This is a genomic window from Pseudomonas sp. SJZ079 (genome assembly GCF_007993865.1).
GTDB lineage: Bacteria > Pseudomonadota > Gammaproteobacteria > Pseudomonadales > Pseudomonadaceae > Aquipseudomonas.
Map to the genome: position 1 here is coordinate 29076 of NZ_VIUH01000017.1, position 22603 is coordinate 51678.

The 22603-nt window shown below is 64.3% G+C and carries 22 protein-coding genes; 11 read left to right on the forward strand and 11 right to left on the reverse strand.

The features are described 5' to 3' along the window. The first annotated feature begins 20 nt into the window (after positions 1-20). Positions 21-614 carry a DUF4124 domain-containing protein gene (locus tag FBY03_RS15460; protein ID WP_147173261.1) on the forward strand — a complete coding sequence of 198 codons (594 nt, stop codon included), beginning with the start codon at positions 21-23 and terminating at the stop codon, positions 612-614. 223 nt (positions 615-837) lie between these two features. Here the strand turns inward: FBY03_RS15460 and argB are convergent, their stop codons facing one another. The 4 genes from argB to coaBC all read right to left on the reverse strand — a co-directional run bounded on the left by argB (position 838) and on the right by coaBC (position 6109). Beyond that, positions 838-1743 (reverse strand): acetylglutamate kinase, encoded by a 906-nt coding sequence (gene argB / locus FBY03_RS15465; RefSeq protein WP_147173262.1) that lies wholly within the window; start codon positions 1741-1743, stop codon positions 838-840. A gap of 27 nt (positions 1744-1770) precedes the next feature. Continuing rightward, positions 1771-3165 carry a phosphomannomutase/phosphoglucomutase gene (algC, locus tag FBY03_RS23115; RefSeq protein WP_218570788.1) on the reverse strand — a complete coding sequence of 465 codons (1395 nt, stop codon included), beginning with the start codon at positions 3163-3165 and terminating at the stop codon, positions 1771-1773. A gap of 1249 nt (positions 3166-4414) precedes the next feature. After that, positions 4415-4870: a dUTP diphosphatase gene (gene dut, locus FBY03_RS15475; RefSeq protein WP_147173264.1), complete on the reverse strand. Its 456-nt coding sequence runs from the start codon at positions 4868-4870 to the stop codon at positions 4415-4417. Between the two features lie 30 nt (positions 4871-4900). Continuing rightward, positions 4901-6109: a bifunctional phosphopantothenoylcysteine decarboxylase/phosphopantothenate--cysteine ligase CoaBC gene (coaBC, locus tag FBY03_RS15480; protein WP_147173265.1), complete on the reverse strand. Its 1209-nt coding sequence runs from the start codon at positions 6107-6109 to the stop codon at positions 4901-4903. Positions 6110-6290: 181 nt separating this feature from the next. On the opposite strand from coaBC, the gene radC reads away from it, so the two are divergent. Next, positions 6291-6965, forward strand: a complete 675-nt coding sequence (radC, locus tag FBY03_RS15485) for a DNA repair protein RadC (protein WP_147173266.1) — start codon at positions 6291-6293, stop codon at positions 6963-6965. A gap of 57 nt (positions 6966-7022) precedes the next feature. Here the strand turns inward: radC and FBY03_RS15490 are convergent, their stop codons facing one another. After that, positions 7023-8600 (reverse strand): ABC transporter substrate-binding protein, encoded by a 1578-nt coding sequence (locus FBY03_RS15490; RefSeq protein WP_147173267.1) that lies wholly within the window; start codon positions 8598-8600, stop codon positions 7023-7025. A 351-nt stretch (positions 8601-8951) separates the two neighbouring features. On the opposite strand from FBY03_RS15490, the gene rpmB reads away from it, so the two are divergent. Next, positions 8952-9188, forward strand: coding sequence for a 50S ribosomal protein L28 (rpmB, locus tag FBY03_RS15495; RefSeq protein WP_010489195.1), 237 nt, complete (start codon positions 8952-8954; stop codon positions 9186-9188). 10 nt (positions 9189-9198) lie between these two features. Then, on the forward strand, positions 9199-9354 hold the full coding sequence (rpmG, locus tag FBY03_RS15500; protein WP_007894709.1) for a 50S ribosomal protein L33: 156 nt from the start codon (positions 9199-9201) through the stop codon (positions 9352-9354). Between the two features lie 122 nt (positions 9355-9476). On the opposite strand, the gene FBY03_RS15505 is transcribed toward rpmG, so the two are convergent. The 3 genes from FBY03_RS15505 to FBY03_RS15515 form a co-directional block, all read right to left on the reverse strand. Next, positions 9477-10385: a haloalkane dehalogenase gene (locus FBY03_RS15505; protein ID WP_147173268.1), complete on the reverse strand. Its 909-nt coding sequence runs from the start codon at positions 10383-10385 to the stop codon at positions 9477-9479. Positions 10386-10593: 208 nt separating this feature from the next. After that, positions 10594-10959, reverse strand: coding sequence for a cupin domain-containing protein (locus tag FBY03_RS15510; RefSeq protein WP_147173269.1), 366 nt, complete (start codon positions 10957-10959; stop codon positions 10594-10596). A 22-nt stretch (positions 10960-10981) separates the two neighbouring features. After that, a complete protein-coding gene (locus tag FBY03_RS15515) occupies positions 10982-12316 on the reverse strand; it encodes an aspartate aminotransferase family protein (protein ID WP_147173270.1) in 1335 nt (444 codons plus the stop codon). Positions 12317-12546: 230 nt separating this feature from the next. Between FBY03_RS15515 and FBY03_RS15520 the strand changes: the two genes are divergently transcribed. Together FBY03_RS15520 and FBY03_RS15525 are read left to right on the forward strand one after the other, a co-directional pair. Further along, entirely contained in the window at positions 12547-14040 is a 1494-nt protein-coding gene (locus tag FBY03_RS15520; protein WP_147173271.1) for an aldehyde dehydrogenase, read from the forward strand. A 152-nt stretch (positions 14041-14192) separates the two neighbouring features. Further along, positions 14193-15350: an MFS transporter gene (locus FBY03_RS15525; protein WP_147173272.1), complete on the forward strand. Its 1158-nt coding sequence runs from the start codon at positions 14193-14195 to the stop codon at positions 15348-15350. Positions 15351-15409: 59 nt separating this feature from the next. On the opposite strand, the gene FBY03_RS15530 is transcribed toward FBY03_RS15525, so the two are convergent. Continuing rightward, positions 15410-16831, reverse strand: coding sequence for a PLP-dependent aminotransferase family protein (locus FBY03_RS15530; protein ID WP_147173273.1), 1422 nt, complete (start codon positions 16829-16831; stop codon positions 15410-15412). A gap of 172 nt (positions 16832-17003) precedes the next feature. On the opposite strand from FBY03_RS15530, the gene FBY03_RS15535 reads away from it, so the two are divergent. Continuing rightward, on the forward strand, positions 17004-17252 hold the full coding sequence (locus tag FBY03_RS15535; protein WP_147173274.1) for a DUF1127 domain-containing protein: 249 nt from the start codon (positions 17004-17006) through the stop codon (positions 17250-17252). Positions 17253-17305: 53 nt separating this feature from the next. Here FBY03_RS15535 and FBY03_RS15540 read toward each other — a convergent pair whose 3' ends face one another. Beyond that, positions 17306-18619: an FAD-binding oxidoreductase gene (locus FBY03_RS15540; protein WP_147173275.1), complete on the reverse strand. Its 1314-nt coding sequence runs from the start codon at positions 18617-18619 to the stop codon at positions 17306-17308. A gap of 174 nt (positions 18620-18793) precedes the next feature. On the opposite strand from FBY03_RS15540, the gene FBY03_RS15545 reads away from it, so the two are divergent. Next, the gene (locus FBY03_RS15545) at positions 18794-19147 is read left to right on the forward strand and encodes a YkgJ family cysteine cluster protein (protein WP_147173276.1); all 354 of its coding nucleotides are present in this window, start codon (positions 18794-18796) and stop codon (positions 19145-19147) included. A gap of 10 nt (positions 19148-19157) precedes the next feature. Here FBY03_RS15545 and dadR read toward each other — a convergent pair whose 3' ends face one another. Next, positions 19158-19646: a transcriptional regulator DadR gene (gene dadR / locus FBY03_RS15550; RefSeq protein WP_025163949.1), complete on the reverse strand. Its 489-nt coding sequence runs from the start codon at positions 19644-19646 to the stop codon at positions 19158-19160. A gap of 156 nt (positions 19647-19802) precedes the next feature. Between dadR and dadA the strand changes: the two genes are divergently transcribed. The 3 genes from dadA to alr are packed head-to-tail and all read left to right on the forward strand — an operon-like array spanning position 19803 to position 22575. Beyond that, on the forward strand, positions 19803-21101 hold the full coding sequence (gene dadA / locus FBY03_RS15555; RefSeq protein ID WP_147173277.1) for a D-amino acid dehydrogenase: 1299 nt from the start codon (positions 19803-19805) through the stop codon (positions 21099-21101). Then, positions 21076-21429, forward strand: coding sequence for a RidA family protein (locus FBY03_RS15560; RefSeq protein WP_147173278.1), 354 nt, complete (start codon positions 21076-21078; stop codon positions 21427-21429). Before dadA ends, FBY03_RS15560 begins: the two co-directional genes overlap by 26 nt. A 57-nt stretch (positions 21430-21486) precedes the next feature. Further along, a complete protein-coding gene (gene alr, locus FBY03_RS15565; protein WP_147173279.1) occupies positions 21487-22575 on the forward strand; it encodes an alanine racemase in 1089 nt (362 codons plus the stop codon). The last annotated feature ends 28 nt before the right edge of the window (positions 22576-22603 follow it).

Consider the following 22603-nt stretch of genomic DNA (forward strand, 5'->3'; position numbering starts at 1 on the left):
CGATACAAGGTATGACTCCGATGCCCAAACCGGCTCTGCTGCGGTGTTCGCTGTTGCTCGGTTTACTGTTGCCGCTCGTGGCGCAAGCCACCGAGTTGTATCGCTATGTCGATGATCATGGCGTCACCGTGCTCAGTCGCCAGGGCGTTCCACCGGAGTTCATCGGCAAGGGCTACGAGGTGCTGAATGATCAGGGTCGTGTGGTCAAGGTGATCGCGCCCGCGCCGACTGCCGAAGAACGGCAACGCCTGCTGGCGGAGAAGGCGCGCGCGCGCGCGGATGCGCAGTTGTTGCGCCTGTATTCCAATCCCGCCGATGTCGACCGAGCGCGTGCGCGCAAGCTGGCCGAGCTGGATGGCCTGATCAGCGTGGCACGGGGTAACTTGCAGTCGGCGCGCAGTCAGCAGGCCAATTTGCAGAGCCAGGCGGCCGAGCATGAACGGGCCGGGCGCAAGGTGCCGTCGACTCTGTTGACGCAAATCGATGTGCAGAAGGCCGAGCAGCGGCGCCTGCAAAACGACCTCAATCGCTATCAGGCCAGCCGCCAACAGGCCGAGGCCAGCTTCGCTGCCGATCATGCGCGGCTCAGCGAGTTGCGTGGTCAGCGCCGCTAAGCGCGGATTGCTGCTGTGCGTGGGTCGCCTAGCCACTTGCATTGCTCGGGCAATCACAGCGGCCCTGACCGATTGTGTGAGGCGCATGCGCATGACGGGCCGCGCTCACTCGCTCAGGAATACCTGAATATCCGGGCGTTCTCGCTGGTGTTACTCGCAGGGTAACGGATCAGGCGGCTCGATTATTCGGCGCGACCGATCCGTTCGCGGCTCAAGGTCCGCCTCAGGCGCGTTTGCGGTTGCAGATCAGGGTGCCGACGCCGCTGTCGGTAAAAATCTCCAACAGCACCGCATTGGGCACTCGGCCATCGATGATGTGCGCGCTGATCACTCCGCCCTGCACCGCCTCCAGGGCGCAGCGGATCTTCGGCAGCATGCCGCCGTAGATAGTGCCATCGGCGATCAGGCCGTCGACCTGTTCGGTGGTCAGGCCGGTGAGGACTTCGCCCTGCTTGTCCATCAGGCCGGCGATGTTGGTCAGCAGCATCAGCTTCTCGGCCTTCAGTGCTTCGGCGACCTTGCCGGCGACCAGGTCGGCGTTGATGTTGTAGGACTCGCCGTCCGGGCCGACGCCGATCGGCGCGATCACCGGGATGAAGTCGCCCTTGACCAGCATGTTCAGCAGGTCGGTATTGATCCCGGTGACTTCGCCGACATGGCCGATGTCGATGATCTCCGGCTGGGTCATCTCCGGGGTCTGGCGGCTCACCTTGAGTTTCTTCGCGCGGATCAATTCGGCGTCTTTGCCGGTCAGGCCGATGGCACTGCCGCCGTGGCGATTGATCAGGTTGACGATGTCCTTGTTGACCTGGCCGCCGAGGACCATCTCCACCACATCCATGGTCTGCGCGTCGGTCACGCGCATGCCGTCGACGAAGTGGCTCTCGATCGACAGGCGCTTGAGCAGGTCGCCGATCTGCGGGCCGCCGCCATGCACCACCACCGGGTTGATGCCGACGGCCTTCATCAGCACGATGTCGCGGGCGAAGCTGGTCTTCAGCTCGTCGCTTTCCATGGCGTTGCCGCCGTATTTGACCACCAGGGTCTTGCCGACGAAGCGACGGATATACGGCAGGGCTTCGGATAGAACCTTGGCCACTTGGGTGGCGGCATCACGTTCGAGGGTCATGCGGGACTCCAATACTAATTCGGCAGATCAAAACGGCAGATTAAGGTCGGCTGCAACGCCCTGCAGCTGGGTGCGGAATACCTGTTTGATCCGCTCCAGCTCGTCATCGCTCTCGGCTTCGAAGCGCAGCACCAGCACCGGCGTGGTGTTGGAGGCGCGAACCAGGCCCCAGCCCTTGGGGTAATCGACGCGCACGCCATCCAGGGTGGTGATGTTGGCCTCGCCCCAGGTGCCGTCGCGTTGCAGGGCATCGATGATGCTGAATTTGCTCTGTTCGGTGACCTGGATATTGATCTCCGGGGTGGAAATATCGCTAGGGAAGGCGGCGAACACCTGTTCGGCGTCGCGTTTTTCCTGGCTGAGAATCTCCAGCAGGCGGGCGGCGGCATAGATGCCGTCGTCGAAGCCGAACCAGCGTTCCTTGAAGAAGATGTGCCCGCTCATTTCGCCGGCCAGCAGGGCGCCGGTTTCCTTCATCTTCTTCTTGATCAGCGAGTGGCCGGTTTTCCACATCACCGGACGGCCACCGTAGCCACTGATCAGCGGGGTCAGGCGGCGGGTGCATTTGACGTCGAAGATGATGTCGGCACCCGGGTTGCGCGACACCACGTCCTTGGCGAACAGCATCAGCAGGCGATCTGGGTAGACCATGTTGCCGGTATTGGTCACCACGCCGACGCGATCGCCGTCGCCGTCGAAGGCCAGGCCGAGATCGGCCTTCTCGGCTTTCACCTTGGCGATCAGGTCGACCAGGTTCTCCGGCTTGCCCGGGTCCGGGTGATGGTTGGGGAAGTTGCCATCGACGTCGCAAAACAGCGGAATCACCGTGCAGCCCAGTGCCTCGATCAGCTGCGGGGCGATTACCCCGGCGGCGCCGTTACCGCAATCGACCACCACTTTCATTGGTTTGGCCAGGGCGATGTCGTCGCGGATCTGCTTGAAGTAGCGTTCCAGCACGTCGACCTGTTCGACACTGCCAACACCGCTGGCGAGGTCGTTGTTATCGATGCGGGTCTTCAGTGCCTGGATCTGTTCATTGGCCAGGGTGTCGCCGGCGATGACGATCTTGAAGCCGTTGTAGTCCGGTGGATTGTGGCTACCGGTGAGCATCACCGCAGACTTGCCGCTGAGGATGTTGGCGGCATAGTAGACCACCGGGGTCGGCACCATGCCGACGTCGCTGACCGTGCAGCCGCAGTCGAGCAGGCCTTGTATCAGCTGCTGCACCAGCTCGGGACCAGACAGCCGGCCGTCGCGGCCCACCGCAACGTTCGGTTCGCCCTGGGCCAAGCTTTCCGAGCCGATTGCGCGACCGACCCAGTAGGCGGTTTCCGCAGTCAGGCTGGTGCCGACCACGCCGCGGATGTCGTAAGCGCGGAAGATATCGGCAGGCAGTTTTGGCGCGAGGTGCGGGGTATTCATAACGGGGGTTTGCTCCAGTCCCAGGCGATCCTGGTCTTCGTCGAGAAAATCGATATCGAGGATATCGGCGTCTTGAAACAGTGGGTCGACCAAGTCGGTCGGTTGACTCGGCGCGGCGGCGGTCGCTTGGCTGGCGCCGCTGCCCGGGTGGTCCGTGGACGCGTTGGCCGCTGTGGCGTAGGCGCGGCGCGGCAGACGTACCAAGGCCTGAGCCAGGCTATCGAGCGCCGGCAGGCCCAGGCTGAAGACTTTGACGGACTTGCCCGTGGAGAGTTCATTGAGCAGTTGGCCGAGTTGTCGTACGTCATCGCGCAGGCGCCGTTGTAGGTCGCTATGCACCAAGTACAGGCCGAGCAGAACGCCGGCCAGGGCAAGCGACAGGACCAGGCCGAGCAGGGGCAGGGAGAAGGCTGATTCGGTCAAGGCGGGTCCGGGGGTAAAGCTCAGCGTCCAGTTGGGGTTGCCGCTGCTGAAACGCTGGGCCTCGCCCTGCGCCTGACCGCGTTGCGTCAGCAGCTGGGGGGCGGTGTTGCCAAACTGCTGCAGGAGTTGCACCTGCCCCACCTCGGCCGGCAGCGGGGGGATGCTGGCCAGCAGGCGCTCGAGCTCGACCGCCAGCAGCAGGGTGCCTTGCTGCGGCTGGTCATCGCTCAGGCGTACGGGGGCGGCGCTATAGACCAACCAGCGCTGGTCGACTTTGTAGGCTTCGACGGCGGGCGTCTGGCCATTTTCCACACGGCGCAGCATGTCCAGTGCGGCGAAATTCATCGGCGCGCGGCGGCTCATATCCTGCACCGCCTGGCCGGGTGCATTGAGGTGCGCGTCGACTACGCCATGCCAGTAGCTGAGGTTGCGCTCGGCGCTGCGAATCGCCTCGATTTCCTGGCCTTGCAGGGCTTCCAACAGCTGCGGGTTGTGTGCGGCGGCTTGGGTGTCGGCGGCCAGCTGTTTCAGTGCCTGTTGCAGGGCCGCTGCTTGTCCGCCCCCCCAGGCTTGGCTGAGCTGCGCTTGTTGCTGCTGGTGAATGCCGTCGAATACCGCAAACCAGAGCAGCCCCGCCGCGAGCGCCAGGCCAGCGCCGGCGGCCAGCAAGCCCGGCAGCCAGGTCTTGACGGCGGGTTTGTTCGGGCTTGGGGCGGCATTCGCCGCGCCGCTGCTCGGGGAGCCGGGCGCGGCATCCGTGGCGGTGCGCTTGAAGCCTCTCATCGAACCTCTCCTCGGCCTTTCATCCTGAAGTAGTGAACGTCGCTCAATGGCTGCCGGAGTGCCCGAAACCACCCGCGCCGCGCTGGCTTTCGTCGAACTGCTCGACCAGTTCGAAGTGCGCCTGGACCACCGGCACCAGGATCAACTGGGCGATGCGCTCGCCAATGGCCACGGTGAAGGCGCTCTGTCCGCGGTTCCAGCAGGAAACCATCAGCTCGCCCTGGTAATCCGAGTCGATCAGGCCGACCAGGTTGCCGAGCACGATGCCGTGCTTATGGCCGAGCCCCGAGCGCGGCAGGATCATCGCGGCCAGACCGGGGTCGCCGATATAGATCGACAGGCCGGTGGGGATCAGCACGGTTTGTCCAGGCTCGAGGGTCAGGTCGCTCTCGAGCATGGCGCGCAGGTCGAGTCCGGCGGAACCGGGGGTGGCGTAGTGCGGCAGGGGGAATTCGTGGCCCAGGCGCGGGTCGAGGATCTTGGCTTGTAAAGCGTGCATGTCAGGCTCTGTAGTCGATGAATGAGCGCATCAGGTGCGCGGCAGGCGCGCGGCGATAAAGTCTACCAAGCGGCGGGCGATCTTGCTTTTGCTGGTCTGGGCGAAGCTGTTGGGCTGCAATTCGCGGTCGATGATGGTGATGGCGTTGTCCTCGCTATTGAAGCCGATGCTGGGGTTGGCCACATCGTTGGCGACGATCAGGTCGAGGTTCTTATCCTTCAGCTTGCGTGAAGCGTACTCCAGCAGGTTCTCGGTCTCGGCGGCGAAGCCGACGCTGAACGGGCGGTCGCTGCGGCTGGCCAGGGTGGCGAGGATATCCGGGTTGCGCACCATTTGCAGGAGCAGGCCGTCGCCGCTGCTGGGGTCTTTCTTCAATTTGTGCTGGGCGACCACTTCCGGGCGGTAATCGGCGACGGCAGCGGCGGCGATCAGCACATCGCAGGGCATTGCCGCTTCGCAGGCGGCCAGCATGTCGCGGGCGCTGATCACGTCGATGCGGTTGACTCGATCGGGGGTCGGCAAGTGCACCGGGCCGCTGATCAGGGTGACCTGGGCGCCGGCTTCGGCGGCGGCTTCGGCGAGGGCAAAGCCCATTTTGCCGGAGCTGTGGTTGGTGATGTAGCGCACCGGGTCGATGTTTTCCTGGGTCGGTCCAGCGGTGATCAGCACATGCTTGCCGGTGAGCACCTTGCGTTCGAAGCAGTCGGCGGCGCGCTGCGCCAGTTCCTCTGCCTCGAGCATGCGACCCAGGCCGACGTCGCCACAGGCCTGGCTGCCGGCAGCGGGGCCGAACAGGCGCAGACCGCGCTCGGCCAGCAGCAGGGCGTTGCTCTGGGTGGCCGGGTCGCGCCACATCGCCTGGTTCATCGCCGGCGCCAAGGCCACCGGGGCATCGGTGGCCAGCACCAGGGTGGTCAGCAGGTCGTCGGCGACGCCCTGGGCCAGGCGTGCCATCAGGTCGGCGGTGGCCGGTGCTATCAGTACCAGATCGGCCCAGCGGGCCAGCTCGATATGGCCCATCGCGGCTTCGGCGGCGGGGTCGAGCAGATCCAGGTGCACCGGTTGGCCGGACAGCGCTTGCAGGGTCAGCGGCGTGATGAATTCGCAGCCTCCACGGGTCATCACGACCCGCACGTCGGCGCCTTGATCCTTGAGTCGGCGGACCAGTTCGGCGCTCTTGTAGGCGGCAATGCCGCCACCTACGCCGAGGATGATGCGTTTCCGATACAGCCGCTGCATAGGCCTGCCTTTAGTCAAGGTGGATGTGCGCCGCGGCGATGACGCCTCCCCAGGCCAATCGCCGCGCGAAAAGATGGGCTACGATAGCACAGCGCCCGCACTGGAACAGCGGGGCCCAGCAGGCCGGATGACCGAGTGCAGTAGTTTGCATGCGGCCTGCATCGCTCGACACGGAGGTTTTATGAGCATTCGCGATTGGCCCGCGGCGGAACGCCCGCGGGAGAAACTTCTGGTCCAGGGGGCCGGCACCCTGACCGATGCCGAACTGTTGGCGATCTTCCTGCGCACCGGGGTCGCCGGGCAGAGTGCGGTGGATCTGGCGCGCCATCTGCTGACCGACTTTGGTGGTTTGCGGGCCTTGTTGCAGGCCGATTTGCCGTCCTTCTGCGAACGCCTGGGCCTGGGTCCGGCTAAGTTTGCTCAGCTGCAAGCGGTGCTGGAGATGGGCCGTAGGCACTTGGCCGAACAGTTGCGCCGCGACTCGGCGCTGGAAAGCCCGCAGGCGGTACGCGATTACCTGAAAGCCCTGTTGCGCCACGAGCCGCATGAGGTGTTCGGCTGTTTGTTTCTCGATGCCAAGCATCGGGTGTTGGCCTTCGAGGCGCTGTTCCACGGCTCCATCGACAGCGCCAGCGTCTATCCTCGGCAGGTGGTCAAGCGGGCGCTGGCGCACAACGCGGCGGCGTTGATTCTGACCCATAACCATCCATCGGGCGTGGCCGAGCCGAGTCAGGCGGATCAGGTGCTGACGCGGCGCTTGAAGGAGGCCCTGGAGCTGGTCGATGTGCGGGTGCTCGATCACTTTATCGTCGGCGATGGCGAGCCGCTGTCGATGGCCGAGTATGGCTGGCTGTAACGGGCAGGGCTGGTTGTCGCTGCGGGAACGGACTGGTCCGCTCCCGCAGCGACCGCATCATGGGGTGAGGCGCACCTTGGCGAAATCCTGGCGGCCGAACGGACTGACTCGGTAGCCCGAGACTTCTTTGCGTGTCAGCGCATAGGCGGTGGGGTGGGCCAAAGGCAACCACAACGCCTGTTCCTGGATGATGCGTTGCGCCTGCTGATACAGCTGACTGCGTTGCTGCCGATCGCTGGTGGTCTTGCCCGCGGCGATCAGCTTGTCCAGTTGGAGGTCGCAGTAACGCGCGAAGTTCAGTCCAGACTCAAGCGAGGCGCAGGAGAACTGCGGGGTGAGGAAGTTGTCCGGATCACCGTTGTCGCCGGCCCAGCCCATGAACAGCAGGTCATGCTCGCCGGCCTTGGCGCGGCGGATCAACTCGCCCCACTCGACCACGCGGATCTCGGCCTGGATGCCGACCTTGGCCAGGTCCGCCTGCAGCAACTGGGCGCCGAGGCTCGGGTTGGGGTTCAGCAGGCTGCCCGATGGGCGTGTCCAGATCGTCGTATGGAAGCCATCGGCCAGGCCGGCCTCGGCCAGCAGCGCACGTGCCTTGGCGGGGTCGTAGGCGTAGCCCGGCAGGTCTTTGGCGTAGCTCCAGGTGTTCGCTGGGTAGGGGCCGTTGGCGGGCTCGGCGCTGTCCTCGAACACCGCTTTCAGGTAATTGCTTTTGTCGAAGGCCAGGTTGATCGCCTGGCGCACTGCGGGCTTATCCAGTGGCGGGTGCTGAGTATTGAGGGCGACGAAGGCGGTCATGAACGCCTCGGTTTTGACGCTGTTGAGCGCCGGGTCCTGCGCCGCGCTGTGCACGTCCTGGGGTTTCGGCGACAGGGCGATCTGGCATTCGCCACGGCGCAGCTTCTGCAGGCGCACGTTGGCGTCCGGGGTGATGGCGAAGACCAGGTCATCGACAGCCGGTTTGCCGTCAAAATACTCGGGGTTGGCGGCGTAGCGCACCACGGCGTCCTTCTGGAAGCGCTTGAACACGAAGGGACCGGTGCCGATCGGCTGGCGGTTGAGCCTGTCCGGCGTGCCGGCCTTGAGCAGTTGCTCGGCGTACTCGGCGGAATAGATCGAGGCGAAGCCCATGCTCAGGGTGGCCAGGAAGGTCGCGTCGGGACGATTGAGGGTGAAGCGCACGCGCTGCGCGTCGAGTTTGTCGATGCGCTTGATCAGGCCTGGCAGTTGCATCGATTGGGCGTGCGGATAGCCGCTTGGCGCGACCTTATACCAAGGGTGCGCAGGGTCGAGCATGCGTTGGAAGCTGAACAGCACATCGTCGGCGCTCAGTGCGCGACTGGGGGTGAAATAGTCGGTGCTGTGGAACTTGGCATCCTGACGCAGCTGAAAGCTGTAACTCAGGCCGTCTTCGCTCACCTGCCAGCTCTGCGCCAGGCTGGGTAGCAGCTTGCCGCTGCTCGCGTCGAACTCCACCAGACGGTTCATCAGTACATCGGCGGAGGCGTTGGTGGTGGTCAGGGAGTTGTACTGCACCACATCGAAGCCATCCGGGCTGGCCTCGGTACAGACACTGAGGGTGGCCGCCTGCGCGAGCAAGGGGGCACAGAGCAGTGAGAGGGCGATAAGGCGCATGGCAAGCTCCTGAGCAGCGCGGCACGCGTCCGCGAAAGACTTACCCTAGACCATAAGATGGCGGCAGAACAATGAGCTTTGGCGACGAGCGGTCGTTTGTCGCTACATAGCCATGTAGGGCGGTCTCCGCGCAGCAACGGCCGAGTGCTGGCAGTGGGCGAAAGTGCACTCGTCCTTGTTGCTCGGCAGGCTTTCTGGTATAAAGCAGCGCTCTTTTCTAGGGGCCCGGTTCTTGCGCTTTCAGGTGTGACCGGTAAGACCCTCGAGAAACGCGGCGCAGAGCGCCATTGAGATTAAGTTTAAGCGGCCAACCCATGCCGGGTTGGGCATGTGGTTTTAGAGGGCTGAGGCATGTCGAGAGTCTGTCAAGTTACCGGTAAGGGTCCGGTAACCGGGAACAACGTTTCCCACGCACACAACAAAACCCGTCGTCGTTTCCTGCCGAACCTGCAGCATCACCGCTTCTGGGTTGAGTCTGAGAATCGCTTCGTACGTCTGCGCGTATCTGCCAAAGGCATGCGTTGCATCGACAAGCGTGGCATTGACGTAGTGCTGTCCGAGCTGCGTGCGCGCGGCGAAAAGGTTTAAGGAGTAAGTCATGCGCGAACTGATCCGTTTGATCTCGAGTGCCGGTACTGGTCATTTCTACACTACCGACAAGAACAAGCGCACCACTCCGGACAAAATCGAAATTAAAAAATTCGATCCGGTTGTGCGTAAGCACGTGATCTACAAGGAAGGCAAGATCAAGTAATTGATCGGGCTCCTTGCCGAAAAAGCCCGCCTCGATGGCGGGCTTTTTCTTGCCTGGAGTTTTTGCGCGCGCATCCCCGGGATGCACGCTCTGCTGCCGGAATGGCCCTGGCTGCCCTGGGCTCAGGGCGTATCGCTGATGAACTGCACCACGACGTCGGCGAGTTTTTCGCCCTGGTCCTCCTGCAGGAAGTGGCCGCCATTGACGATGGTGGTGTGGGCCTGGCCGCGGGTGCCCGGAATCAACTTCTGCATCAGTTTGTCGCCGCCGGCGGTGATCGGGTCTGTGTCACTGAAGGCGGTGAGAAACGGCTTCTGCCATTGCCCGAGCAGGGTCCAGGCCACGCGGTTCTTTGCTGCCGCGGGGTCATCCGGGGTGATGGGCACCAGCAGCGGGAACTGGCGGGCGCCTGCCTTGTATTTCTCTTCGGGGAAGGGCGCGTTGTAGGCGTCTATCACCGCCTGGGATAGCGGCGTGGTGGTCGCGCCCTTGATAATGCCGCCGGCGGGAAACTCGGGCACCTCCTGGGAGAATTTCTGCCAGCTCCTGAAGGCCGCGCCAGGATCGTGATCGCCGGTCGGCAACATGGTATTGGCGGCGACTACCCGGGCGAAGCGCGCGGGGTTTTCCGCCACCAGGCGCAGGCCGATCAAACCGCCCCAGTCCTGGCAGACCAGGGTGATGTCGTCGAGCTTGAGTTGCTCGAGCAGGGACTGCATCCAGTCGACGTGGCGTTGGTAGGTGTAGTCGTCACGGCGGCTGGGTTTATCGGAGCGGCCGAAGCCCACCAGGTCGGGGGCAATCACCCGGTGCCCGGCGGCAACCAGGATCGGCACCATCTTGCGGTAGAGATAGCTCCAGGACGGTTCGCCGTGCATCAACAGCACAGGGGCTGCCTCGGCCGGGCCCTCATCCAGGTAGTGCACCCGCAGCTGGCCACCCTCGGTGTCATCCACCATCAGGTAGTGCGGCGCAAAATCGTAATCTGGAAGGTTGGCAAAGCAAGCATCTGGCGTGCGCAAAAACTCCATGAATCTATCCTCGCAGATGTTGGAGTCACCATTCTGGTCTACCCCTGAGTCGCTGGGCAGTTAGTTAAGCACGCCGAATGCAGCGTCATCACATGCGCGGTTGCATCGGCTGTGCGCTGCCGACGCCTTACGCCGGGCCACTTTTCGCGTCGGCATAAAAAAGCCCGCTCAGCGCGGGCTAAAGGGTGACGCATGAAAGAGTGGGCAATCAGCGCGCGGCTTGCTCGAAGATCACGTAGACCTTGCGGCAGGCTTCCAGCACCTCCCAGGTGCCGCAGAAGCCGGCCGGGATGACGAAGCGGTCGCCGGCGCGTACGGTCTTGGCGTTGCCGTCCTGGTCGCGCAGCACGGAGACACCCTGGAGGATCTCGCAGTACTCGTGTTCGCTGTAGTTCACCGTCCACTGGCCGATCGCGCCCTCCCAGATGCCGGCGTTGAACTGGCCGCAGGGGCTGCCGTAGTGGTTGCGCACGCTTTGCTCGGGGTCACCCTTGAGTACTTTCTCCGGCGCCGGGCGGTAGTGCTCGGCGGTGGAGCTGGCTTGGGCGAAGTCGACGATCTGTTGGATATTCATCTGAGGCTCCGGGCGGGGTCGGTTAGCGGGCGGTGCGGATCGAGTCGGCGAGTTTCTCCACCAGGCTGTCGATCTGCGCTTTTTCGACGATCAGCGGCGGCGACAGGGCGATGGTGTCGCCGGTCACCCGAATCAGCAGGTCATCCGCGAAGCACTGCTCGAACACCTGGAAACCGCGCTTGCCGGCGCCCTGCTCGCTCGGTGCCAGTTGCACGGCGCCGACCAGGCCGATGGCGCGAATATCGAGCACGTTTGGCAGGTCGCGCAGGCTGGCGAGGGCGTCCTGCCAGTAGTCTTCCAACTCGATGCTTCTGTCGAACAGCCGCTCCTGCTGGTAGATGTCGAGGGTGGCCAGGGCGGCGGCGCAGGCCACCGGGTGACCGGAATAGGTATAGCCGTGGAACAGCTCGATGCCTTCCGGGCCCTGCATCATGGCGTTGTAAATCTGCTCGTCGACGAACACTGCGCCCATCGGGATAGCGCCGTTGGTCAAGCCCTTGGCCGTGGTGATGAGGTCCGGGGTGACGCCCCAGCGCTGGGCGGCGAAGGCCTTGCCGACGCGACCGAAGCCGGTGATCACTTCGTCGAAGATCAGCAGGATGCCGTGCTTGCGGGTGATCTCGCGCAGGCGTTGCAGGTAGCCCAGCGGCGGCAGTACCACCCCGGCCGAGCCGGACATCGGCTCGACTATCAGCGCGGCGATGTTCTCGGCGCCGTGCAGGGCGACCAGGCGCTCCAGCTCGTCGGCTTTCTCTATGCCGAATTCCGGCAGGCCCTTGCTGAAGGCGTTGCGCTGGATGTCCAGGGTGTGCGGCAGGTGGTCGACACCGGGCAGCAGCGGGAAGGCCTTGCGGTTGTTGAGCATGCCGCCGACCGAGATACCGCCGAAGCCGACGCCGTGGTAGCCGAGCTCACGGCCGATCAGGCGGGTGCGGGTGCCTTGGCCGATGGCGCGCTGGTAGGCCAGGGCGATTTTCAGTGCGGTGTCGACCGACTCCGAACCGGAGTTGGTGAAGAACAGCTTGTTCAGCCCGGCCGGGGCGATCTCGGCCAGCCGAGTGGCCAGCTCGAAGGGCAGCGGGTGGCCCATCTGGAAGGTCGGGGCGAAGTCCAGCTTGGCAATCTGCCGGCTCACCGCTTCGGTGATTTCCCGACGGCCGTGACCGGCGTTGCAGCACCAAAGCCCGGCGGTACCGTCCAATACTTTACGGCCGTCGTCGGCGGTGAAATACATGCCTGCGGCGCTCTCCAGCAGGCGCGGCTTGGCCTTGAACTGGCGGTTGGCGGTGAACGGCATCCAGAAATCGTCGAGGGTGTTTGTTTTTCTGTTCGGTTGTGCGCTGTTTTCGAGGGTCATTCTGGTTGTCCGGGCACGTGAAAAGGGGGGTCGCAGAGATTTCGCGCAGTCTATGTTTAATAAAACGAACATTTCAAGGGGGTTTTATCGGGCTTTGTCAAAAATATTGAAAATGTAGCGCCCTCTGGTTTAGTGTTGCCCGCAGAGCGGGGTTCGCGTGGGCCTTGCAGAATTATTGACAGTGCGCGCGCCGAGTTCGCGGCACTTTTTGACTGATAGAGGATGCTCGAATGACTAGCCTGACTCGTGCCGACTGGGAACAGCGCGCCAAAACCCTGAAAATCGAAGGCCGTGCCTTTATCCACGGCGAATACTGCGCGGCAGTGTCCGGCGCGACCTTCGAGTGCCTCAGCCCGGTCGATGGCCGCCTGCTGGGGCAGGTCGCCAGCTGCGATCTGGCCGATGCCGAGCTGGCGGTAAAAGACGCGCGCGCGACCTTCGAGTCCGGCGAGTGGTCGCGCCGGGCGCCGGCCGAGCGCAAGCGCATCATGATCCGTTTCGCCGACCTGCTGGATGCCCACGCCGAAGAGCTGGCCCTGCTGGAAACCCTGGACATGGGCAAACCGATCAGCGACGCCCTGAGCATCGACGTGCCGGGCGCGTCGCGGGCCATCCGCTGGAGCGGTGAGGCGGTCGACAAGATCTACGACGAAGTGGCCGCCACCCCGCACGATGAGCTGGGTCTGGTGACCCGCGAGCCGGTCGGTGTGGTCGCCGCCATCGTGCCGTGGAACTTCCCGATGATCATGACCTGCTGGAAGCTCGGCCCGGCCCTGGCCAGCGGCAACTCGGTGATCGTCAAACCGTCGGAAAAATCACCGTTGAGCGCGCTGCGCATGGCCCAGCTGGCCATCGACGCCGGCATTCCGGCGGGGGTGCTCAACGTGCTGCCGGGTTACGGCCACACCGTCGGCAAGGCGCTGGCCCTGCATATGGACGTCGATACCCTGGTGTTCACCGGCTCGACCAAGATCGCCAAGCAGCTGATGATCTACGCCGGCGAGTCGAACATGAAGCGGGTCTGGCTGGAGGCCGGTGGCAAGAGCGCCAACATCGTCTGCGCCGATGCGCCAGACCTCAAGGCCGCCGCCGAGGCCGCCGCCGCGGCGATCTGCTTCAACCAGGGCGAGATGTGCACCGCCGGTTCGCGCCTGCTGGTCGAGCGCTCGATCAAGGACCAGTTCATGCCGATGCTGCTGGAAGCCATGCAGGGCTGGAAAGCCGGGCATGCGCTGGACCCGCAGACCAAGGTCGGCGCGCTGGTCGACGCCGGTCACCTCAATGCGGTGCTGGGTTATATCGACGCCGGCCACGCCGACCAGGCCACCCTGCTGTGTGGCGGCAAGCGCACCCTGGAAGAGACCGGCGGCCAGTACGTCGAACCGACCATTTTCGATGATGCGGATAACGCCATGCGCATCGCCCAGGAAGAGATCTTCGGCCCGGTGCTGACGGTGATTGCGTTCGACAGCACCGAGCAAGCCATCCAGATCGCCAACGACAGCATTTACGGCTTGGGCGCTGCCATCTGGACCAGCAACCTGTCCAAGGCGCACTTGGCGGCCAAGGCGCTGCGTTCTGGCAGCGTGTGGGTCAACCAGTACGATGGCGGCGACATGACCGCGCCGTTCGGCGGCTTCAAGCAGTCGGGCAACGGCCGGGACAAGTCGCTGCATGCCTTCGACAAGTACACCGAACTGAAGTCCACCTGGATCAAACTGTAAGCGACAGGCAGGGTGGGCCGCGGCCCACCGCGTCAACTTAGGTCCGTCCCTTAATTGGGGCCGGCTCATCGAGCCAAACCTGCGGCCGGGTTTCCTGAGGAAGCCCGGCCGTTTTGTTTCGTCTTGCAGCCACGACAAAAAGGAGTCTGGCAATGCGTTGGGGCAGCTATTTCGCCGTCTGTTCGGCGGTCATCAGCATCGGCTTGGCGTTGGGTGTGACCATGCCGCTGGTGTCATTGCGCTTGGAGAGCTGGGGTTATGGCTCTTTCGCCATCGGGGTGATGGCGGCGACGCCGGCTGTCGGCGTATTACTCGGCGCTTCGCTGGCTGGACGGCTGGCCGGACGCTTGGGCACCACCGTGCTGATGCAGTTGTGTCTGCTGGTCGGTGCGCTGTCCGTGGCGCTACTGGCGCTGGTGCAGGACTACGCGGTCTGGCTGGTCCTGCGCCTGGTGATCGGTGTGGCCTTGACAGTGGTGTTCATCCTGGGCGAGAGCTGGATCAATCAGTTGTCGGTGGAGAAGTGGCGCGGTCGTCTGGTGGCGCTGTACGGCACCGGCTACGCGCTGAGTCAGTTGTCCGGGCCGTTGCTGCTCAATGCGTTGGGCACGGACGGCGACCGCGCCTTCTGGACCGGCACCGGCCTACTGATCGGCGGTTCGGTGCTGCTGCTCGGGCGTAGCGGGGCACCCAGGGTCGATGAGCACAGTGCCTCCGCTCGCGGCTTGGCGGCGTTCTGCCGCAGCATGCCGGCGATCGCCTGGGCGGTGGTGCTGTTCGCCGCGTTCGAGGCGATGATGCTGACCCTGCTGCCGATCTACGGCCTGCGTCAGGGCTTTACCCAGGAAGTGGCGCTGTTCATGGTCAGCGTGGTGGTGGTCGGCGATGCGGCGCTGCAGTTGCCGATTGGCTGGCTGGCCGACCTGATGTCGCGGCGCACGCTGTTTCGCGGCTGCGGCCTGGTGTTGCTGCTGTCGAGTCTGAGTATTCCGCTGCTGTTGCATACCCCGCTGATCTGGCCGGTGTGGGTGCTGTTCGGCGCCAGTGCCGGCGGTCTCTTCACCTTGTCGCTGATCCTGATTGGCGAGCGCTTTCGCGATGACCAACTAGTGCGCGCCAATGCGCATGTCGCGCAGCTGTGGGGGATTGGCTGTTTGCTCGGGCCGCTGGCAACCGGCGCGGCCAGCCAGTGGATCAGCGGCCATGCCCTGCCGCTGTTGATGGCGGCGGGCGCGGCGGGCTTCGTCTGGCTGGCGTTTGTCGATAGCGGACTGGAGGGCAAGGCCCGGGTGAGCGCGCCGAGCAACTGAGAGCGGCTGCTCAGCGAGGTGCGTGAGCCGGCAGGGTGGCGGGCGCTCGCAGATCGCGTTCAGGGGTGGCTGTCGAGTAGCTCTGCCACGGTCGCGCCGACAATCCGTACCGCCTCCTCGAGGCGCGCGTCAGGCTTGGCCGCGTAGTTCAGGCGCAGGCAGTTGCGGTACTTGCCGGCGGCGGAAAAGATGCTGCCCGGGGCGATCTGGATCTTGTGCGGCAACAAGGCGCGGTTCAGCCGTTGGCTGTCGAATGCGCTGTCCAGTTCGAGCCACAGCATGAAGCCGCCGTGCGGTTGGCTGATCCGCGTGCCGACGGGGAAGTAGCGGCGGACCCAGTCGGTCATCAGGTCACGGTTGCGCGTGTACTGGCTGCGCATGCGGCGCAGATGCGGCTCGTAATGACCGCTCTCGATGAATTCCGCCAGCGCCAGTTGCGGCAGCTGCGCGGTCATGCCGGTGCCGATGTACTTGAGGTGCAGCACTTGTTGCAGGTAGCGCCCCGGGGCAATCCAGCCGACCCGCAGGCCCGGAGCCAGGGTCTTGGAGAAGGAGCTGCAGAGCAGTACGCGACCATCCTCGTCATAGGATTTGATGGTGCGCGGTCGTGGGTAGCTGTAGGCCAGCTCGCCGTACACGTCGTCCTCGATGATGGCCACGTCGTAGCGCTGGGCCAGGGTCAGCAAGGCCCGCTTGTTGGCCTCCGGCATGATGTAACCCAGCGGGTTGTTGCACGTCGGGGTGAGCTGGATGGCCTTGATCGGCCATTGCTCCAGGGCCAGCTCCAGCGCCTCCAGGCTGATTCCGGTCAGCGGATCGGTAGGCAGCTCCAGGGCTTTCATGCCGAAGCCCTTGAGCGCCTGCATCACCCCGTGAAAGCTCGGCGAGTCGACCGCGACTATGTCGCCCGGCTGGCAGGTGGCGCAGATCGCCGCCGACAACGCTTCGTGGCAGCCAGTGGTGATGACGATGTCCTGATAAGGAATCTGACAACCGGAATCCAGCAGCAGGCGCGACACCTGTTCGCGCAAGCCCGGGTCACCATGGATACAGCCGTAGCTCAGCTCGGCCACCGACTGCCGGCGGCCCAGACGCGACAGCGAGCGCAGCAGCGGTTTCAGGGTCGGGCTGCTGATATCCGGCATGCCACGCCCGAGCTGCAGCACGTCACTGCCGGGCGGGATGCTGATCAGCTCCAGCACGTTATCCCACTGCGAGACATCCACCGGCCGTTGCACGCTACGGTTGATCTTCGGCAAGGCCGATTTCTGCCGGTTGGGCGGCACGAAATAGCCGGACTTCGGCCGCGGCGTGGCCATGCCCTGATCTTCCAGGTGCCGGTAGGCCTGCTGCACTGTGCTCAGGCTCACCCCGTGTTCGAGGCTCAGGGTGCGCACCGAGGGCAGGCGGTCACCTGGGCGGTACAGGCCCTGCTCGATTCGGGCGCCAAGCTGCTCGGCCAAGTCGACATAGAGTGTCATGACAGACGCCTCGTGGTTGAGTGAGCGACCCATACAGATGCTGGGGAAAACTTCGATTCAGCCGCTGTGGGCGGCAATCTGTATGGAGTAAATAACTATTTTCTGAATCTGTCATGCTTTTTCTGGATTGACCATCATCATCTCCCATAGCGCTTTTAGCCAGGAGACGGAGATGAGCGGGTTCAATGAGGTAGCGCTGGCTTTACGTCAGCAGGAACTGTTGGATGAGGTGCGGTTGCGGGTGGTGGCGAGCAGCACGGTCGAGGGGCGGGAGTTCGGTCAATCACGCTGGGCGCTGTTCTGGCGGCGGCTGAGCAGCCGTCGCGCCTTGCTGTCACTGACTGCCGAGCAGTTGGCCGATATTGGCCTGAGTCGGGAGCAGGCCTTGCGTGAGGCCTGGCGGCCTTTCTGGACGCTCTGAATCTGCCAGGGCGGCAGATTCAGAGTCGGTTCCTCGCCGGTTATCGGCCGGCCTCAGAGCAGTTCTTTCAGACGATGCCAGAGCATGCCCAGCGCCAGCAGCGGCGAGCGCAGGTGTTTGCCGCCGGGGAAGGTCATGTGCGGCACCCGGGCGAACAGGTCGAAGCCCCGGCTGGCCTGGCCGGCAATGGCCTCGCCGAGCAGTTTGCCGGCCAGGTGGGTGGCGTTCACCCCATGCCCGGAGTAGGCCTGGGCGTAATAGACGTTGGCCTGATCCTTGAGTCGACCGATCTGCGGCAGGCGGTTGGCGCCGATGCCGATCATGCCGCCCCATTGGTAGTCGATCTTCACGTCGTTCAGATGGGGGAACACGGTCAGCATTTTCGGCCGCATATAGCCGGTGATATCCGCCGGATCGCGGCCTGAGTAGTGGCAGGCACCGCCGAACAGCAGGCGGCGGTCGGCGGACAGGCGGTAGTAGTCGAGGGCCACGCGCTGGTCGCAGAGCGCCATGTTCTGCGGAATCAGGCTGCGCGCCTGTGCTTCGCTGAGCGGCTCGGTGGCGATCACATAGCTGCCGGCGGGCAGCACCTTGCCGCCGAGGGCCGGGTTGAGCTGATTCAGGTAGGCGTTGCAGCCGAGCACCAGATGGCTGGCGCGGACCACGCCCTGAGCGGTATGCACCTTGACCTCGGGGCCGTAGTCGATGCGGCTGACCGCCGAGTTCTCGAACAGCTGCACGCCCAGTGCCTGAGCGGCGGCGGCTTCGCCGAGGGCCAGGTTGAGCGGGTGCAGGTGGCCCGAACCCATGTCGATCAGGCCGCCGACATAGCGGTCGGAGCCGACTACCTGATGCATCTGTTCGGCTTGCAGCAGGCGCAGTTCGTGACGGTAGCCGAGGGCCTTGAGCTCGGCCAGGTCATCGGCGAAGCCGGCGAGGTGACTGGGTTTGTTGGCCAGGTCGCAGTAGCCCCAGGTCAGGTCGCAGTCGATCTGGAAGTGCTCGACCCGGCGGCGGACGATTTCCACGGCTTCCAGGCCCATCAGTTTGAGTTCGCGCACGCCCTCGGCGCCTATCACCGACTCGAACTGCTCGACCCCATGGCCGACCCCGCGAATCAACTGACCGCCGTTGCGCCCGCTGGCGCCCCAGGCGATCTTGCGCGCCTCCACCAGGATCACCGAGAGGCCTTTCTCGGCCAGCTCGATCGCCGTGTTCAGCCCGGTGAAACCGCCGCCGACGATGCACACATCGGCCCGCAACTCGCCGCTCAGGGGCGGGAAGTCCAGCTGGCGATTGACGCTGGCGGCGTAATAGGAGGCGGCGTGCTGGGTGGTGTGAGCGGGCTGGCGAACGCGGGCGTTCATGTGCGAAATCCTGATTATTGTGTTTGTAAAATTTTACGAAGCATAAGCGTGGTCTCTGTCTGTCGCCAAGGGCTGCGCGAAAAATACTGGGTTTTCGTCGACTTGACCGGCGCTCTGCCGCGATCGGCGCGCGAGGCGAGGTAAGATGCGCGGGATTTTTCCAGGACGCCGCCGATGAGCTGTACCAGCCACAAGATCGATCACCTGCGTTTGCAGATTCCGCGCTTCGACTGCGTACCCGGCTGCCACGACTGCTGCGGGCCGGTCACCGCCTCGTCCGAGGAAATGGCGCGTCTGCCGGTGAAAAGCGCTGCCGCGCATGAGGCGGCACTGGCTGAGCTGAACTGCGTGCACCTCGGTCCCCAGGGCTGCCAGGTGTACGACCAGCGGCCGCTGATTTGCCGCCTGTTCGGCACCACCAAGAGCCTGCCGTGCCCCCATGGCCGTGGGCCGGAGCAGCTGACCGAGGCGCGCGTCGAGCAGCAGGTGCATCGGCTGATCGCCAGCACCCGCCAGGTATTGGTCTAAGCCTGCGGCGCTACTCCGGCACCGGCAGGCTCAGCGATTCCTTGACTTCCTCCATGACGATATAGCTCTTCGACTCGCGCACATGCGGCAGCTTGAGCAGGATGTCGCCGAGCAGCTTGCGGTAGCTGGCCATCTCGTTGATCCGCGCCTTGACCAGGTAATCGAAGTCGCCGGAAACCAGGTGGCATTCCAGAACATGGGGCAGCTTGAGCACGGCGCGGCGGAACTCCTCGAAGGTGTCGCCGGACTTGTAGTCCAGGCTGATCTCGACGAACACCAGCAGGCTGGCCTTGAGATTCTGCGGGTTGAGGCGGGCGTGGTAGCCCATGATGATGCCTTCGCGCTCGAGCCGACGCACCCGCTCGGTGCAGGGCGTGGTCGACAGGCCGACGCGTTCGCCCAGTTCGGTGAAGGAGATGCGTCCGTCTTCCTGGAGGATGCGCAGGATATTGCGGTCGATCTTGTCCAGCTCACGCCGGCTTTGATGCTGGGTACGCATAGGGGGTGCCCCTCCAAGAAAACGGTTTTCGCCAAGAGCTCTCGCCAAATATAGCTTTATATATAGTGAAAAGCACTGGCTAATGCTCCATATACTGCGCGCATCAACTCTCAAATAGAACAAACGCCAGCGCATAGTCGCGGCGAGGAGCGAGCGATGCGGGTTCTGGTGCTTGGCGGCGGTGTAATCGGTACAGTCAGTGCTTACTACCTGGCGCGCCAGGGCTTTGAAGTGGTGGTGGTCGACCGCCAGCCAGCCGTGGCCCAGGAAACCAGCTTCGGCAACGCCGGTCAGGTCTCTCCCGGCTACGCCTCGCCTTGGGCCGCCCCTGGGGTTCCGCTGAAAGCCATCAAGTGGCTGCTGCAAAAGCACGCGCCGCTGGCGATCAAGGCTACCGCCGATATCGACCAGTACCTGTGGATGGCGCAGATGCTGCGCAACTGCACCGCCAGCCGCTACGCGGTGAACAAGGAGCGCATGGTGCGTCTGTCCGAATACAGCCGCGATTGCCTCGACGAGCTGCGCAAAGAGACCGGCATCAGCTATGAAGGTCGCACCCTGGGCACCACCCAACTGTTCCGCACCCAGGCCCAGGTGGACAACGCCGCCAAGGACATCGCCGTGCTGCAGCAATCCGGCGTGCCGTTCGAGCTGCTCGACCGCGACGGCATCGCCCGCGCCGAGCCGGCCCTGGCCGGGGTCAAGCACAAGCTGGCCGGCGCCCTGCGCTTGCCCAACGACCAGACCGGCGACTGCCAGATGTTCACCCGCAAGCTGGCCGAAATGGCGCAGCAGATGGGCGTCGAGTTCCGCTTTGGCCAGCAGATCGAGCGCCTGGATGCCGTCGGCGACCGGATCAACGGCGTGTGGATCGACGGTAAGCTGGAAACCGCCGACCGCTACGTACTCGCCCTCGGCAGCTACAGCCCGCAGCTGCTCAAGCCGCTGGGCGTGCGTGCGCCGGTGTACCCGCTCAAGGGCTACTCGCTGACCGTGCCGATCACCAACCCGGATATGGCGCCGACTTCGACCATTCTCGACGAAACCTACAAGGTCGCCATCACCCGTTTCGACCAACGCATCCGCGTCGGCGGCATGGCCGAAATCGCCGGTTTCGATTTGAGCCTCAACCCGCGCCGGCGCGAGACCCTGGAAATGATCGTCGGCGATCTCTATCCGCAAGGTGGCGACCTCAGCCAGGTGGATTTCTGGACCGGCCTGCGCCCGGCGACCCCGGACGGTACGCCGATCGTCGGTGCCACCGGCTTGCGCAATCTGTTCCTGAACACCGGCCACGGTACATTGGGCTGGACCATGGCCTGTGGCTCCGGCCGCTTCCTCGCCGATCTGATGGCCAACAAGCGCCCGCAGATCAGCGCCGAAGGCCTGGGTATTTCCCGTTATAGTCGCGCCAAGGAGACCGCCAAGCATGTCAGTCCAGCGCCTGCGCACTGAAGCGCGTTACAGCGAAATCAACATCCACCGGGGTGTCGTCCATCTGGCCGGGCAACTGGCGGATGATTTCACTGGCGATATCGTCCAGCAGACCCGCGAGACGCTGGCCAATACCGAGCTGATGCTCGCCGAGGCCGGCACCGACAAGAGCCGGATCCTCTCGGTGACCATCTACCTCAAGGACATGGCGCGCGATTATGCCGGCCTCAACCAGGTGTGGGACGCCTGGGTGAGCACAGGCACGGCGCCGGCGCGCATCTGTGTCGAGGCGAAGATGTACAAGCCCGAAGTGCTGGTGGAAATGATGGTGGTGGCGGCACAACCCTGATTTTTTTCGGCCTGGCAGTGCCAGGCTTTTTTATATCACTCGCTAGAAGTCCGAATTATGCGCCCAGCCCGTGCCCTGATCGATATGCAAGCCCTGCGTCAGAATTACCGCCTGGCCCGTGAGGTGACCGGCGCCAAGGCGCTGGCGGTGGTCAAGGCCGATGCCTACGGCCACGGTGCGGTGCGCTGTGCCCAGGCCTTGGCGGACGAGGCGGACGGCTTTGCCGTGGCCTGCATCGAGGAGGCGCTGCAACTGCGCGAAGCCGGTATTCGCGCGCCGATCCTGCTGCTGGAGGGCTTCTTCGAGGCCGAAGAGCTGGCGCTGATCGAGCAGCATGACTTCTGGTGCGTGGTGCATTCGATGTGGCAGGTGGACGCCATCGAGCGGGCCGCGCTGAGCAAGCCGCTGTGCGTCTGGCTCAAGCTGGATTCCGGCATGCATCGCGTCGGCCTGCACCCGGCCGAGTATCACGGGGCCCATCGTCGCCTGCTGGCCAGCGGCAAGGTGGCGAAAATCGTCTTGATGAGTCATTTCGCTCGCGCCGACGAGTTGGACTGCCCACGCAGCGCCGAGCAGGTCGCGCTGTTCGAGCAGGTTCGCCAAGGGCTGAGCGGCGAGGTCAGCCTGCGCAATTCGCCGGCGATTCTCGGTTGGCCGCAGCTGTTCCCGCAACAGCAGGCCAGCGATTGGGTGCGCCCCGGCATCATGCTGTATGGCGCCACGCCGTTCGATCAGGCCCAGGCCGTGGCGACCCAGTTGCAGCCGGTGATGACCCTGGAGTCGAAGATCATCGCTGTGCGTGAGTTGCCGGCCGGTGAGCCGGTGGGCTACGCCGCGCGCTTCATCACCGAGCGGCCGACCCGCGTCGGCGTGGTCGCCATGGGTTATGCCGACGGTTACCCACGGCATGCGCCGACCGGCACGCCGGTGGCGATCGACGGCCAGTTGAGTCGGCTGATCGGCCGGGTGTCGATGGACATGCTCACCGTCGATCTCAGCGATCTAGCGCACGCGGGCCTGGGCAGCCGGGTCGAGTTATGGGGCAAGCAGGTGCTGGCCAGCGCTGTGGCCGCCCGTGCCGAGACCATTCCGTACCAGCTGTTCTGCAACCTGCGCCGGGTGCAGAGCGTCTATCTCGGGAGTTGAGTCAGCGCCTGGAGGGGGTTGTGAACGC

Coding starts and splice junctions, on each gene's coding strand:
- FBY03_RS15460 (WP_147173261.1), top strand. CDS start 21: ATGCCCAAACCGGCTCTGCTGCGGTGTTCGCTGTTGCTCGGTTTACTG.
- argB (WP_147173262.1), bottom strand. CDS start 1,743: ATGACCCTCGAACGTGATGCCGCCACCCAAGTGGCCAAGGTTCTATCC.
- algC (WP_218570788.1), bottom strand. CDS start 3,165: ATGAATACCCCGCACCTCGCGCCAAAACTGCCTGCCGATATCTTCCGC.
- dut (WP_147173264.1), bottom strand. CDS start 4,870: ATGCACGCTTTACAAGCCAAGATCCTCGACCCGCGCCTGGGCCACGAA.
- coaBC (WP_147173265.1), bottom strand. CDS start 6,109: ATGCAGCGGCTGTATCGGAAACGCATCATCCTCGGCGTAGGTGGCGGC.
- radC (WP_147173266.1), top strand. CDS start 6,291: ATGAGCATTCGCGATTGGCCCGCGGCGGAACGCCCGCGGGAGAAACTT.
- FBY03_RS15490 (WP_147173267.1), bottom strand. CDS start 8,600: ATGCGCCTTATCGCCCTCTCACTGCTCTGTGCCCCCTTGCTCGCGCAG.
- rpmB (WP_010489195.1), top strand. CDS start 8,952: ATGTCGAGAGTCTGTCAAGTTACCGGTAAGGGTCCGGTAACCGGGAAC.
- rpmG (WP_007894709.1), top strand. CDS start 9,199: ATGCGCGAACTGATCCGTTTGATCTCGAGTGCCGGTACTGGTCATTTC.
- FBY03_RS15505 (WP_147173268.1), bottom strand. CDS start 10,385: ATGGAGTTTTTGCGCACGCCAGATGCTTGCTTTGCCAACCTTCCAGAT.
- FBY03_RS15510 (WP_147173269.1), bottom strand. CDS start 10,959: ATGAATATCCAACAGATCGTCGACTTCGCCCAAGCCAGCTCCACCGCC.
- FBY03_RS15515 (WP_147173270.1), bottom strand. CDS start 12,316: ATGACCCTCGAAAACAGCGCACAACCGAACAGAAAAACAAACACCCTC.
- FBY03_RS15520 (WP_147173271.1), top strand. CDS start 12,547: ATGACTAGCCTGACTCGTGCCGACTGGGAACAGCGCGCCAAAACCCTG.
- FBY03_RS15525 (WP_147173272.1), top strand. CDS start 14,193: ATGCGTTGGGGCAGCTATTTCGCCGTCTGTTCGGCGGTCATCAGCATC.
- FBY03_RS15530 (WP_147173273.1), bottom strand. CDS start 16,831: ATGACACTCTATGTCGACTTGGCCGAGCAGCTTGGCGCCCGAATCGAG.
- FBY03_RS15535 (WP_147173274.1), top strand. CDS start 17,004: ATGAGCGGGTTCAATGAGGTAGCGCTGGCTTTACGTCAGCAGGAACTG.
- FBY03_RS15540 (WP_147173275.1), bottom strand. CDS start 18,619: ATGAACGCCCGCGTTCGCCAGCCCGCTCACACCACCCAGCACGCCGCC.
- FBY03_RS15545 (WP_147173276.1), top strand. CDS start 18,794: ATGAGCTGTACCAGCCACAAGATCGATCACCTGCGTTTGCAGATTCCG.
- dadR (WP_025163949.1), bottom strand. CDS start 19,646: ATGCGTACCCAGCATCAAAGCCGGCGTGAGCTGGACAAGATCGACCGC.
- dadA (WP_147173277.1), top strand. CDS start 19,803: ATGCGGGTTCTGGTGCTTGGCGGCGGTGTAATCGGTACAGTCAGTGCT.
- FBY03_RS15560 (WP_147173278.1), top strand. CDS start 21,076: ATGTCAGTCCAGCGCCTGCGCACTGAAGCGCGTTACAGCGAAATCAAC.
- alr (WP_147173279.1), top strand. CDS start 21,487: ATGCGCCCAGCCCGTGCCCTGATCGATATGCAAGCCCTGCGTCAGAAT.